Genomic DNA, 12,863 nt, shown 5'->3' with positions numbered 1-12,863 from the left:
AGGGAGGAAACGACCATGACAGCTTCTGGGAACGACCGACGCATCGACTATGTCGAATTCAACGTCGCCGACCTCGCGCGGGCGCGCGCCCTCTACGAGAAGGCTTTCGGCTGGAGGATGACCGATTACGGGCCGGAATACTGCGCCTTCACTGACGGCCAGCTCGAAGGCGGCTTCACCACGCAAGCGACGCCGAATCCGGGCGGGCCGCTGGTCATCCTCTATGCCGACGACCTTGCCGCGACGCAGGCCGGCATCGAGGCGGCGGGCGGGCGCATCGTCAAGCCGGTCTTCGATTTCCCCGGCGGCCGGCGCTTCCATTTCGTCGATCCCGACGGGTATGAGCTGGCGGTCTGGTCGAAGGCCTGAGGCTGCAGTTCCCCTGCGTCAGGCAATGCAGACCTGTCGAAATTTCAAGGGCATAGCCCCTTGCTTCTGATAGTATCACCCCCGTGAATTTGGGAGGCGGTCGATGCGCATTATCGTGCAGTTGCTTTCAGCCTATGTCGCCTGGCTCAGCAAGGAGCTTCTGGTGACGCCGGATCTCATCACGAAAGACCGGCGAGGCAACCTGCCCCCGCCCTCCGGCGGTATCGGGGCGTTTTGAATTAGCCTCGGCGAGGCCCTTGTCGTCATTGCGAGCGTAGCGAAGCAATCCAGAAGGTCTTGCTCGGCCGCTCCTGGATTGCTTCGCTACGCTCGCAATGACGGGAAGAGTGGCCCGCCTCATTTCCCCCAGCGCAGCGCCAGCGGGTTCAACTCGCGCGCCAGTTCGGTCAGGCCCTTGCGGGACGAGCGGCGGCGTTGTCACTGGATGCGCGGTCGCAGCGCGGCCAAAAGACGTTCGTAGACTTGCAAATCCTCCTGCGAGAAGCAGCAGAAGGTGGCCTCCCGTAGCTGGGTTTTCCCGCGAAGCTCTGAGGCGACGACCTCGATTGCCAGCTGCGCGGCGAGTTCGATCGGATAACCGTAGATGCCTGTGCTGATACTCGGGAACGCGATCGTCCGAATATCGTTCATTGCCGCGATCGCAAGCGAACGACGATAGCAGGACGCGAGTAGATCCGGTTCGCCATGCTCGCCGCCACGCCAGACGGGCCCAACGGTATGAATGATGAATTTTGCCGGCAGGCGGTAGCCTCTGGTCAGCTTGGCATCCCCGGTCTTGCAGCCGCCGAGCAACCGGCATTCGTGGACAAGGTCGGGGCCGGCAGCCCTGTGAATGGCTCCGTCCACGCCGCCACCGCCAAGCAATGATGAGTTGGCTGCATTCACGATCGCGTCGACGTCGAGTGTGGTTATGTCTGCGCGAACGGCGCGGAGCACGACAGGACTTTCGGAGCTTTCCGATTCAGGCATGACGGCCATTGCCCCTCCGACGACGATAGCTCCCCCTTCATACGGTGCGCGGAGCACCTCTGCCACGCAAGCGGCGGACGAGACCGCCGATCAGCGGCATGAACAACAGCGCAAGACCGATCGTCATCAGCGTCGCGACCAGCGGGTTCGACCAGAAGATCCTGAGCGAGCCCTGGCTGAAGATCATCGACTGCCGGAAGGCGTCCTCGGCCTTGTCGCCGATGACCATGGCGAGCACGAGCGGCGCGATCGGATAGTCGAGCTTCTTGAAGACATAACCGACAAGGCCGAAGACCAGCGCCAGCCAGATGTCGAACTCCTTGCTCGCGGCGGTGTAGGCGCCGATGAAGCAGATCACCACGATCACCGGCCCGATGATCGAGAACGGGATGCGCAGGATCGAGGCGAAGAGCGGCACGGTCGCCAGCACCACGATGACCGCGACGACATTGCCAAGATACATCGAGGCGATCAGGCCCCAGACGAAATCCGGCCGGTCGGTGAACAGCGTCGGGCCGGGGTTGAGCCCCCAGATCATCAAGCCGCCCATCATCACGGCGGCCGTCGCGGAGCCTGGAATGCCGAGCGCCAGCATCGGCAGCATCGCCGCCGAGCCTGCCGCATGGTCGGCCGTTTCGGGCGCGATCACGCCCTCGGGATCGCCCTTGCCGAAGGTCTCGGGATGGCGCGAGGAGCGCTTGGCCATGGCATAGCTCATGAAGGAGGCGGCTGTGGGTCCACCCGGCGTGATGCCCATCCAGATGCCGATCAGGCTCGAACGCAGCAGCGCCACCCAGTAGCGCGGCAGCTTGGCGGCGGTCGTCAGCACATCGCCGATGCGCACCTTGGCGGCAACGCCATCGAATTTCAGGCCCTCCTCCATCGTCAGCAGCAATTCGCCGATGCCGAACAGGCCGATCACCGCGATCAGGAAGCTGACGCCAGCAAGCAGGACGTCGAAATCATAGGTCAGCCGGACATTGCCGGAGACTGAGTCCATGCCGACGGCCGCAAGCGTGAAGCCGATACCCATCGAGACGATGGTCTTCAGCGGCGAGGCGCCGCCGAGCCCGATGAAGCTGGCGAAGGTCATGAAATAGACCGCGAAATATTCGGGCGACGAGAAGCGCAACGCGAATTTCGCGACCCAGCCCGAAAGCAGCGTGATCAGGATGACGCCGGCAAGCGCCCCGAAGCCGGCCGAGAGGAAGGCGAAGGCAAGCGCCTCGGTCGCCTTGCCCTGCTTGGCCATGGGGTGGCCGTCAAAGGTCGTCGCGACGGAGGACGGCTCGCCTGGAATGTTGAACAGGATCGAGGTGGTCGAGCCGCCAAACAGCGCGCCCCAATAGAGCGAGGTCAGAAGGATGATGGCCGAGACCGGGTCCATCGAGAACGTCAGCGGCAGGAGCAGCGACACGCCATTGGGCGCGCCCAGCCCCGGCAGGACGCCGACGAGCACGCCCAGCAGCACGCCGGCGAACATCAGCAGGATGTGGTGGGTCGTGAGCGCGACCGAAAAGCCGTGCATCAGGTTGGCGATGTTTTCCATGGCTTACGGCACCGTTTTCCGTTGCGAGCCGATCACAGGCCGATGAGGGGCTCGAGCGGGCCTTTGAGCAGCCCGATCTGGAAGAATTTCTCGAGCGCGAGATAGAAGAAGGCAGCGGTTCCCAGCGCCGTCACCAGCGTCGCAGGCCAGCCATAGCGGCCCTGGAAACGCATGGTGAAGACGAGATAGAGGATTGTCGCCGCATACATGCCGAGCGTGACGCTGAGGATGACGAAGCCCGCCATCGGCAGCAGGAACGAACCGACGCGCCTGGCCTGCTCATGGTCGAGGACGCTCTTGCGCAAGGCCAGGTCGCCGGCAAATTGCTTGCCGACCGTCAGCCCCAGCGTGCCGAGGCTCGCCAGCGCGACGAGCGCGCCGACATAGAAGGGAAACGCGCCCGGCTGCGGACCCGAGGAATCCCAGCCGATGCCGAATTCGAGTGCGCCTTTGACGATGACGAGACCGAACGCCATGGTCGCCACAGCGGTGACGGTCTCGGCCCAGAAGCGGGTGATCATTGGCGCGGGCTCCTTGTTGTGTATGGCCCTGGAACCACTGTCGTCATCCCGGGCGCAGCGAAGCGAAGACCCGGGATCCATTCCGGCGCGCTGTTCGGTGAGGCTCGGGCATGGATCCCGGGTCTCCCTGCGGTCGCCCGGGATGACGGCGTAACGTTTCAATGACGGCCGGGCGCTGCCGCCCTACTTCACCACCCAGCCTTCGCTCTCGAAGACCTTGCGACTGGCGGTGTCGTCCTTGGCGACGAAATCGGCGAGCTCCTTGCCCTTCATGAAGCGGCTGGTCTGCGCCGTGCGGGTGACGAATTCCTGCCATTCCGGCGTCTTGCTGACCTTTTCCAGGAGGTCGGCATAGAAGGCGACCGCGTCAGCGGGAACCTCGGCCGGCAGCCAGACGGTGCGCGGCATCTGGAAGGTCTCCAGCGGCAGGCCGGCTTCCTTGCAGGTCGGGATGTCGCCCCAGCCCTTGCCCTCGAAGACGGGGTCGCTCTTGGCGAGCCGCACCGGCGAGAAGACGCAAAGCGGCTTCACCTGGCCGGCCTTCCACTGGCCGATATTCTCATTGGGATTGTTGACGTTGGAATCGATATGGCCGCCGGCAAGCTGCACCGCTGCGGCGCTGCCGCCCTGGAACGGCACATAAATCCATTTCACGCCCGCCGCTTCCTGGATCATCGAGGTCAGCGTCTGGTCGGTGTCCTTGGACTGGCTGCCGCCCATCTTGAAGCCCAGGGGCTTGGCCTTGACCGCATCGAGATAGCTCTTGGCGTCGGCATAGGGCGCGCTGCCATTGACCCAGAGCAGGAACTCGTCGAGCGCCAGCGCCGCAACCGGCGTCAGGTCGCTGAATTTGTAGCCGAGCTTGGCGACGTAAGGCAAAAGATAGGCGTTGTTGGTGCCGAAGATGACGCGGTTGGGATCGCCCTTGCCGCCCTTGCCGTAGACATAGCCTTCAGCGCCGGAGCCGCCGCCCTTGTTCACCACGACAATCGGCTGGTCGATCAGCTTGTGCTTGGTGACGATAGACTGGATGACGCGGGCAAAATTATCGGTGCCGCCGCCAGCGCCCGAGGTCACGACGAACTCGATGGGCTTGGTCGGCTGCCATGCCTGCGCCGCGCTGATCCCGCCAAGTGCGAGGGCGCCCGCGAGCGCGGCCGTGATGCTGAACGATTTCATATGCTTCTCCCTGATGTCTGGTTCTTTCGGGGCGGCTCTTGAGGCGGCCGCCCTCGATGGAATGCTGTTGTCTAAAAGCCGTGGCCTCGTCAGGCTGCGGTTCCTTCAGGCTGCGGTCTCGTCAGGCTGCGGCTTTGGCCCTCGCCTTTCCGTCCTGCGCCATCTTGATGGCGAGCGAGAGCGCGGCGCGGGTGGCGCCGAGATTGGCGATGCCCTTGCCCGCGATCTCATAGGCCGTGCCATGGGCGGGCGTGCAGATCGGGAAGGGAAAGCCACCGATCAGGGTGACGCCACGGTCGAAGCCGATCAGCTTCATCGCGATCTGACCCTGGTCGTGATACATCGTCAAAACAGCGTCGAAATCGCCGTTCTTCGCGCGCAGGAACACGGTGTCGGAGGGGAACGGCCCTTCGACGGTGAAGCCTTGCGCCTTGGCCGCCTTGACCGCCGGCTCGATCGTCTCGATCTCGTCGCGACCGAAATTGCCGCCATCCCCGGCATGGGGATTGATGCCCGCGACCGCGATGCGCGGCGGGTTGAAGCCGGCGGCGCGCAGATTGGCATCGGCCAGCGTCAAGGCCCGCAGGATGCGCTCCTGGGTGATGTTCTGCGCGACCTCGGACAATGGAATATGCGAGGTGACGCGGGCGTTCCAGAGCTTATCCAGGATGTTGAACTCGCTCGCCGCGCCCTCGAAGCCGATCGCATCGCGCACGAAGCGGATCTCGTCGTCATAGCCGGGATAGGCGAAGCGCATCGCGGCCTTGTTGAAGGGCGTGAAGAAGACCGCATCGGCCTGCCCCGAGGCCGCGAATTGCAGCGCGCGGCGGAAATTCCCGGTCGCGGCCTTGCCGCCGGCAAGCGTCGCCTTGCCGCGCTCCAGATCGGCCGGATCGTGATTGGCGAGATCGATGAAGATGGGAGCGTCCGAGCCCACGGGAATGGCGTCGCCGTCGCGGATCAACTGGACAGCCGGATCGACCTTGCCATCCTGCGCCCCGAGATCGAGCAGGCGCTTGTCGCCGAACACGACATAGCGGGCGGCGTGACGCAGATCAGGCTCGACCAGGATACGGGCGGTGAGTTCAGGGCTGATGCCGGAGGGGTCACCCATCGCGACCGCGATCACCGGCAGCGCGCCATTCGCACGGCTTTCCATGAGATAGTCTCCAGCTTCGTCTTGTTGGGCCGGGGGTAGAGCGATTTTCGATCCAATTGGGTCGGAAATTGCTCTAGCCCTTTGTTTAGACGTGTTTTCTTGACGCGAACCGGTATCCACTTCGCTCGAAAACGCTCTAGCACGCTCCCTCTTTCGCAGCAAGTATGCTGTATGCAGCATATTCTCCTTGCTGTAGACAGACATCGAAAGGCGCGAACCGGCCCGGCCGGATGACGGCGCCGGTTCTGGAAGTTGAGAGCGTTGCTCCTGCGAAAAACCGGTACCCACTTTTTCGCGCAATGCTCCGGGGAGAAGAGACGACGATGAATTTCCACGCGCATTACGCCGCCATCACGCAGCCGATCGAGACCTGCCTGATTGGTAGCGGCGGCTTTGGCCGCAGCTACCTTGCCCAGGCGCGCCGCATCCGCTTGGTCAATGCGCGCATCGCCGTCGACATGACGGCGGAAGCGGCCGGGCGCGCCTTTGCTGCGGCCGGAATCGCGGCCAGCGAGATCGCGCTCTGCGAGACGGCGGCTGAAGCGCGCGCGGCCTGGGCGGCGGGCCGCCATGTCGCAGCGGGACGGCTGGAGACAGTGATCGACCTGCCCTTCGCCATGCTGGTCGAGGCGACGGGCGGCCCCGAGGCTGCGACCCGCCACAGCCTGATGGCGATCGAGGCCGGCAAACATGTCGCGCTCGTCTCCAAGGAGGCCGACAGCGTCGTCGGGCCCGGTCTTGCCCGCCTCGCCCGCGACAAGGGCGTGGTCGTCACCCCCGTCGACGGCGACCAGCCCAGCCTGCTGATCGCGCTGGTGAGCTGGGCCGAGATTCTGGGGCTGGAGCTGATCGCGGCGGGCAAATCGAGCGAATATGACTTCGTCTTCGACGCGGCGACCGGGTCCGTCGCCTGCAATGGCGTGACCAGGCTGCTGCCGGAACTGCGCGAGCACTGGCTGCCGGGCGAGCGCTCGATCGTCGCCACTTCTGCTGAACGCGCGCGCATCCTCGGCCAGGCCTTTCCGCTCCGGGCCGTGCCGGATCTCTGCGAGATGACGCTCGTCGCCAACGCGACCGATCTTGCCGCCGACACCGCCGCTTTCCATGCCCCGCCGGCGCGTATCCCGGAGATAGCCGATCTGTTTTCGCAGGAGACACAGGGCGGCCTGCTTTCGGGGACGCGGCGAATCGACGTCTTCCATCATCTGCGCCTGGCCGAGGAGGCGAGCTTCGCCGGTGGCGTCTTCGTCGTCGTCGCCTGCGAGAATGCCGAGACCTGGGAGATGCTCGCCGGCAAGGGGCATGTCGTCAGCCGCAAGGCTAAGACCGCGATGCTGTATCTACCGCGCCATCTGCTGGGGGTGGAGGTCGCCACTTCCATCCTCGACGCAGCCGGCCTCGGCCGCTCCGGCTATGGCGACGATTACCGCCCACGACAGGACCTCGTCGCCGTGGCGCAGCGCGATCTCGCGGCCGGCACGGTGCTGACCATGGGCGGGCACCATCACAGCATCGAGGGCGTCGGCGCAGAGGTCCGTCCTGCCGCTGCCCTCGCCGCGGACCGCCCTGCCCCGTTCTATCTGGCCGCCGACCGCAAGCTCGTGGCCCCCGTCAAGGCCGGCCAGGCGATCGCGCTGGGCGACGTCGACATCGCCGCGGATTCAGGCTTGCTCGCGATGCGCCGGCGGCAGGATGCCCTGTTCGCGGACAAGGCAGATTTCGCGGACAAGGCAGGAGATGCCGGTTTGACAGCGCAGGGAGGCCATGCCGTAAACGGCGCGAGCACAGGAGCAATGGCAGCACGATGAGCGAAGCGGTGGCCGAGTATCCGAGGATCACGCGCCGCACCTTGCATGAGGAGGTGCTGGAGCGCCTTCGCGACATGATCATCGAAGGCCGGCTCGAACCCGGCCAGCGCATCAATGAGGGCCAGGTCGGCGCGCAGCTCGGGGTTTCGCGCACGCCGTTGCGCGAGGCGATCAAGACGCTCGCCAGCGAAGGGCTCGTCGAGATCCTGCCCGCCAAGGGCGCGATCGTGCGCAAATTCACCGCCAAGGATCTCGCGCAGATCCTGCAGGTGCTGAAGACGCTGGAACAGCTCGGCGGCCGCATGGCCTGCGAGCTGGCCAGCGATGCGACGATTCAAGCGATCAACGTGCTGCACGAGCGGATGCTGGCGCTCTACAAATCCAACAACCGGCTCGAATATTTCAAGCTCAACCAGGCGATCCACAGCGCCATCGTTGCGGCCTCGGGAAACCCCGTGCTGATGGAGATGCATGAGACGCTGCAGGCCCGGATCAAGCGCTTGCGCTTCATCGGCAATGAAGGGCCACAGAAATGGGCCGGCGCCGTCGCCGAGCATGAGGAGATGATGGCGGCGCTGCTGAAGCGCGATGCAGACGCGCTGCTCGACGTCATCGGCCGGCATATGGAATCGACCAGGCTGCGCGTCGCCGACGTGTTCTGATCGGGCAGTAGCCAGCTTCCCCCGGCAGTGGCGGAGCGCGGACCGTCTTCGCGTCCGAAGCAAGTCCGACTTAAGCCCATTCGACGCCCCGCCCGCATCGATGCTAACACCAACCCACCATGCGCATCGCGGTGCTCTCCGACATCCATGCCAATCGCGAAGCTCTGGAAGCGGTGCTCGATGTTGTCGAGGAGCTGGCGCCGGACCAGATCGTCGTCCTTGGCGATCTGGTCGGTTACGGGCCCGATCCCGAATTTGCGATCGAGACAGTGGCGCGGCTCGTCTCCGACGGCGCGCTCTGCGTGCTCGGCAACCATGACGAGGCCGCGCGCTCCGACAGGGACAGGCTGACGCCGAATGCGCGCGAAGCGATACGCTGGACCCGCACGCGGCTGAACGACGACCACCGCGCCTTCCTTGCGGCGCTGCCGCTGTCGATCACGCGCTTCGGCTGCCAATGGGTCCATGCCAGCGCCTACCGGCCCGAGAGCTGGGACTATATCTCCGATCCCGAAGCGGCGATGCGCTGCCTGGCGGCGAGCACGGAGCCCCTGATCTGCTGCGGGCACACGCACCGACCGACCGTGTTCTACAGCCATCCGAACCGGCGACCGACGATGTTCGTCCCACGCGACGAAATCGCCGCGCCGCTGTTGGCGCGGCACCGGCATGTCATCGTCACAGGGGCCGTCGGCCAACCGCGCGACGGCAACCCAGCGGCGTGCTTTGCGCTGCTGGATCTGGAAGAGGCCAGCGTGACGATGCGGCGCGTGCCCTATGACAGCGAGGCGACAGCGGCCAAGATCAAGACGCTCGGCCTCTCCAGCTGGCTGGGTCTGCGCCTGCTGATCGGCCGATGAGGAGGGAGGACACCGTGGAACGACCCAAGACTGTCTCCGAAATCAAGACTGTCTCCGAAATCAAGACCGGCTCCAAGATCAAGACCGGCTCCGAGATCGACGGCTTCGAACTGATCGAGCAGCTCCCCTCCGGCGGCATGGCGTCGCTGTGGCGGGCGCGGCACGCGGATTTCGATTTTCCCCTCATCCTCAAGATCCCGTTCCTCGATCCCGGGCAGGACGTTTCGGTGATCATCGGCTACGAGGTCGAGGAGATGATCCTGAAGCGGCTCTCCGGCTCGCATGTGCCGCGCTTCATCGCCTCCGGCGATCTCGCCGAGCTGCCCTATCTCGCCATGGAATTCGTCGCGGGCGTGAGCCTGGCGAAACGCACTGAGGCCGCACCGCTTCCCGTCGAAGAGGTGGTGCGGATCGGCATCGCGATCGGCACGGCGCTCACGGACCTCCATCGCCAGAGCGTCGTCCATCTCGACCTCAAGCCGCAGAACGTGATCCTGGCAGAACGCGGCGCGGTGCTGCTGGATTTCGGCCTGGCGCGACACGCTGATCTGCCGGACCTGCTCGGCGAGGAAAGCGCGGTGCCGATGGGCACGCCCGCCTATATCGCCCCCGAACAGGTGCTGGGCGACCGGACCGACCCCGCCAGCGATCTCTTCGCGCTCGGCTGCATGCTTTATCAGCTTGCGACGGGCGAGGAGCCCTTTGGAAGGCCCTCGACCACCGCCGGCATGAAGCGGCGCCTCTATCATGCGCCACGCCCCATGCGCGCGATCAGGCCCGACATTCCGGCCTGGCTCGAAGCGATCGTGGCGCGCTGCCTCGAGGTCGATCGTAGCCGGCGTTACGCCGACGCCGCCAAGCTCATCTTCGATCTGCGCAACCCCGACCAGGTCGTGCTGCCACGCTCAAACCGCGCCAGACCAGGCGGAATTCTCGGCTGGCTGAAGCAGCTGTTCGACCGCCCCAGCGAGGCGGCACTGGTTGGAACGGCGGCGGAAGGCAGCCGCCGGGCCGGACCTTCGATCGTGCTCACCGCCGTCGATTTGTCGGATGGAGCCACCCCGTTGGCGGCGGCGATATTGGCCGAGACGCAGCGGCTTCTCGCGGCGCGGCCGGATTCCTGGCTCGCCTGCCTGACCGTGATCAAGACGGATCTGGTCAAGGAAACCCAATACGCCGACTCCAAGGGCAACTCGATCTACGTGAAGCGGCTGGTCGCGCTGAAAGACTGGGCGCGGCCACTGCATCTGAGCGAGGAGCGTGTCAGCTATCACGTCATCGAGGCGGTGAGCGCCGCCGATGCGGTGCTGCGCTATGCCGAGCACAACCAGATCGACCACATTGTCATCGGCGCCCGCTCCTCTTCGGCGCTGCGCCGCCATCTCGGCAGTGTTTCGACCAAGGTCGTCGCGGAGGCGCATTGCTCGGTCTCGGTCGTGCGGATCAAGGGCGCGGCCGGCGAGCAAGACGAGACCCGGCCGACCCAGCGCGCCTGAATCGGCCTCGGGCACCCCAGCGCTGATGCACACGCGCGAGACGCTGCGGGCCCGAATCAAGCGTTGCGCTTCATCGGCAATGAAGGCCCACAGAAATGGGCCGGCGCCGACGTCGTTGAATCAGCCGTTTGCCCGGCCCCATTCTCGGCGGCTTGCTGGTCGGCGTGGCCGAGAGCGTCGGCCCGGAACTATGCAGCCCTGGTTTCGATGCGCCGGGCAAATCCAATCTTGCGGTTTTGCAGCGGCACCGACAAGGATGTGCACGCTTTCGTGTCGTTGATCATCGTCATGCCGGTGACGCCATCCGACGTCCCTGGCATCGAAGCGAGAGTGAAGGCGTGAGCGCGCCACTGCTTCGGGAGACGAGCATGCAGCAGCCTGATCGCTATTTGATGGCCGGCGTGATGGGCTACCCCATCATGCATTCGCGCTCGCCCGTGCTGCATAATTATTGGCTGCGGGAGCATGGCCTGAGTGGCGTTTATGTCCCGCTTGCGGTGAAACCGGAGGGGCTGGCGGCGGCGTTGCGGGCGCTACCCGCCCTCGGCTTTTCCGGCTGCAACCTGACGATGCCCCTCAAGGAGCTGGCGCTGTCCATCGTCGATCGTGTCTCTCCCATCGCGCGCCAGATCGGCGCCATGAATTGCGTCATCGTCGCCCCGGACGGAAGTCTCGAAGGACACAATTTTGAAGCGTTCGGATACGCTGAGTCGCTTGCACAGGAAGTGCCGGGCTGGACGGCGGATGCGGGGCCGGTGATCGTCATCGGCGCAGGCGGCGGCGCACGGGCTGTCATCGCCGGCCTTGCTGATCGTGGCGCCACGGATATTCGCGTCTGCAATCGCTCCTCGGCGCGGGCCGAGCAGCTTGCGGCGGAATTCGGTGTGAAGGTTCTGTCCTGGGATCGGCGGCACGATGCCATCGCGGAGGCCGCCCTCCTCGTCAACACGACCAATCAGGGCATGGGCAAGGAGCAGGCGCTCGATCTTGACCTCGCCAAGCTGCCTTCATCGACCGTCGTCTCGGACCTGATCTACGTGCCCCGGGAAACGCCGCTGCTCGCCGCGGCGCGCGCGCGGGGCAACCGCACTGTGAATGGTCTTGGGATGTTGCTCAATCAGGCGCGGCCGGCGTTCAAGAATTGGTTCGGCGTCATGCCCGAGATCACGCCGGGCCTGCGCGCCGCCATCGAGGCGACGCTCTGAGGCAAGAGCAGGATGCGAAAAAGTGGGAACCGGTTTTTCGCATTGATCCTGCTCTAACTCTTAGTTGAGAGACGGATTCAGATTTCAGATGGGATCACTTGGTGATCCCAGCTGAAATCATCCGGCTCTTGTCACGCGCCGAATTGGAACAGGCGCATCGGCGTATCCCACAGCAGCTTGGCTCGGTCTGCGGCACGCGGAAACAGCAGATCGACCATCTGCAGCAACGGCCCGTAATCCAGCCGCTCCGGCGCGCGAAGATGTGGCCAGTCGGAGGCCCACATGCAGCCATCGAGGCTGTACGCTTCGACCAGCGCCTCTATGAAAGGCCAGACATCGCGGTGCGGAAAGCGCTCCTGCGAGAACTTGGCGAAGCCGGAGAGTTTGACGAAGCATCGTCCGCCGGCGCCAAGGCGGCATAGCGCGGCAAACCCCGGCTGTTTCAGCCCATCGGCAATGATCGGCCTCCCGCAATGGTCGATGAGGATTCTCACGGCGCGATCCTCGATATGCGGCAGCAAGCCGAGAAACTGATCGCCTTCCGTCTGAATCTGCAGATACATGCCGAGCGCTTCGAGATGGCCGATCAGCGGACCGATGTCGGCATAGTATTCGACGCTGTGATAGGTCGCGTTGATGGCGATCCCGACTATCCCCATCGCCTGCAGGGCCATGAGCGTTTCTCGATCGCACGTGTTTGGCACGACCGCGATGCCTTTATAGCTGCCATTGCCGCGTCTGATCGCGTCCAGCAGGCAGCGATTGTCGTTTCCGTAGCCGGAGTTCGGGCCGACGATGAGGCAATGTTCGACGCCGTAGAAATTGCGGACAGCCGCCAATTGCTCTGCGGTGCCGATCTCCTGACCCGATGGCTGGTATTTTACATCCGGCGCGTAAGGGAACCGCGCAGGGTCCAGGACGTGGACGTGGCAGTCGATCTTGCGTTCTGCAAATGCACTCATGCCGATCACACCCGTTTTGCGGAACACTTATCGGCAAAAGCCATCCCATAACCAGTATCGCATCGTCTTCACGCGAACCGGTGTCCACTTCGCTCGAAAATGC

The 12,863-nt window shown here is 64.7% G+C and carries 13 protein-coding genes; 7 read left to right on the top strand and 6 right to left on the bottom strand.

Annotation, left to right across the window (positions count from 1 at the left end; genetic code table 11):
• Positions 1-15 precede the first annotated feature (15 nt).
• Entirely contained in the window at positions 16-369 is a 354-nt protein-coding gene (locus BMZ97_RS00790) for a VOC family protein (RefSeq protein WP_092164461.1), read from the top strand.
• A gap of 103 nt (positions 370-472) precedes the next feature.
• On the top strand, positions 473-607 hold the full coding sequence (locus tag BMZ97_RS31695) for a hypothetical protein (protein ID WP_280141698.1): 135 nt from the start codon (positions 473-475) through the stop codon (positions 605-607).
• Positions 608-807: 200 nt separating this feature from the next.
• Here the strand turns inward: BMZ97_RS31695 and BMZ97_RS00785 are convergent, their stop codons facing one another.
• The 5 genes from BMZ97_RS00785 to BMZ97_RS00765 all read right to left on the bottom strand — a co-directional run bounded on the left by BMZ97_RS00785 (position 808) and on the right by BMZ97_RS00765 (position 5,767).
• Positions 808-1,359, bottom strand: coding sequence for an O-acetyl-ADP-ribose deacetylase (locus tag BMZ97_RS00785; RefSeq protein WP_092166451.1), 552 nt, complete (start codon positions 1,357-1,359; stop codon positions 808-810).
• A gap of 37 nt (positions 1,360-1,396) precedes the next feature.
• Positions 1,397-2,908 (bottom strand): tripartite tricarboxylate transporter permease, encoded by a 1,512-nt coding sequence (locus BMZ97_RS00780; protein WP_092164460.1) that lies wholly within the window; start codon positions 2,906-2,908, stop codon positions 1,397-1,399.
• 32 nt (positions 2,909-2,940) lie between these two features.
• Entirely contained in the window at positions 2,941-3,429 is a 489-nt protein-coding gene (locus BMZ97_RS00775) for a tripartite tricarboxylate transporter TctB family protein (RefSeq protein ID WP_092164459.1), read from the bottom strand.
• A 183-nt stretch (positions 3,430-3,612) separates the two neighbouring features.
• Positions 3,613-4,608 carry a Bug family tripartite tricarboxylate transporter substrate binding protein gene (locus tag BMZ97_RS00770; RefSeq protein ID WP_092164458.1) on the bottom strand — a complete coding sequence of 332 codons (996 nt, stop codon included), beginning with the start codon at positions 4,606-4,608 and terminating at the stop codon, positions 3,613-3,615.
• Between the two features lie 121 nt (positions 4,609-4,729).
• On the bottom strand, positions 4,730-5,767 hold the full coding sequence (locus BMZ97_RS00765) for a 4-hydroxythreonine-4-phosphate dehydrogenase PdxA (protein WP_092164457.1): 1,038 nt from the start codon (positions 5,765-5,767) through the stop codon (positions 4,730-4,732).
• Positions 5,768-6,090: 323 nt separating this feature from the next.
• On the opposite strand from BMZ97_RS00765, the gene BMZ97_RS00760 reads away from it, so the two are divergent.
• The 5 genes from BMZ97_RS00760 to BMZ97_RS00740 all read left to right on the top strand — a co-directional run bounded on the left by BMZ97_RS00760 (position 6,091) and on the right by BMZ97_RS00740 (position 11,798).
• The gene (locus tag BMZ97_RS00760) at positions 6,091-7,575 is read left to right on the top strand and encodes a flagellar biosynthesis protein FlgA (RefSeq protein ID WP_244546179.1); all 1,485 of its coding nucleotides are present in this window, start codon (positions 6,091-6,093) and stop codon (positions 7,573-7,575) included.
• A complete protein-coding gene (locus BMZ97_RS00755; protein WP_092164456.1) occupies positions 7,572-8,237 on the top strand; it encodes a GntR family transcriptional regulator in 666 nt (221 codons plus the stop codon). Before BMZ97_RS00760 ends, BMZ97_RS00755 begins: the two co-directional genes overlap by 4 nt.
• Positions 8,238-8,356: 119 nt before the next feature.
• Positions 8,357-9,097, top strand: coding sequence for a metallophosphoesterase family protein (locus tag BMZ97_RS00750; RefSeq protein WP_092164454.1), 741 nt, complete (start codon positions 8,357-8,359; stop codon positions 9,095-9,097).
• 14 nt (positions 9,098-9,111) lie between these two features.
• The gene (locus tag BMZ97_RS00745) at positions 9,112-10,593 is read left to right on the top strand and encodes a bifunctional serine/threonine-protein kinase/universal stress protein (protein WP_244546178.1); all 1,482 of its coding nucleotides are present in this window, start codon (positions 9,112-9,114) and stop codon (positions 10,591-10,593) included.
• Between the two features lie 128 nt (positions 10,594-10,721).
• Complete coding sequence (locus tag BMZ97_RS00740; protein ID WP_348272089.1) at positions 10,722-11,798, top strand: shikimate dehydrogenase; 1,077 nt, start codon at positions 10,722-10,724, stop codon at positions 11,796-11,798.
• A gap of 131 nt (positions 11,799-11,929) precedes the next feature.
• On the opposite strand, the gene BMZ97_RS00735 is transcribed toward BMZ97_RS00740, so the two are convergent.
• Positions 11,930-12,787: an amidohydrolase family protein gene (locus BMZ97_RS00735; RefSeq protein ID WP_348272088.1), complete on the bottom strand. Its 858-nt coding sequence runs from the start codon at positions 12,785-12,787 to the stop codon at positions 11,930-11,932.
• Positions 12,788-12,863 lie beyond the last annotated feature (76 nt).

This window comes from Allobosea sp. OK403 (assembly GCF_900113835.1).
Classification (GTDB): domain Bacteria; phylum Pseudomonadota; class Alphaproteobacteria; order Rhizobiales; family Beijerinckiaceae; genus Allobosea.
This window is presented reverse-complemented; position numbering and strand designations above follow the sequence as displayed.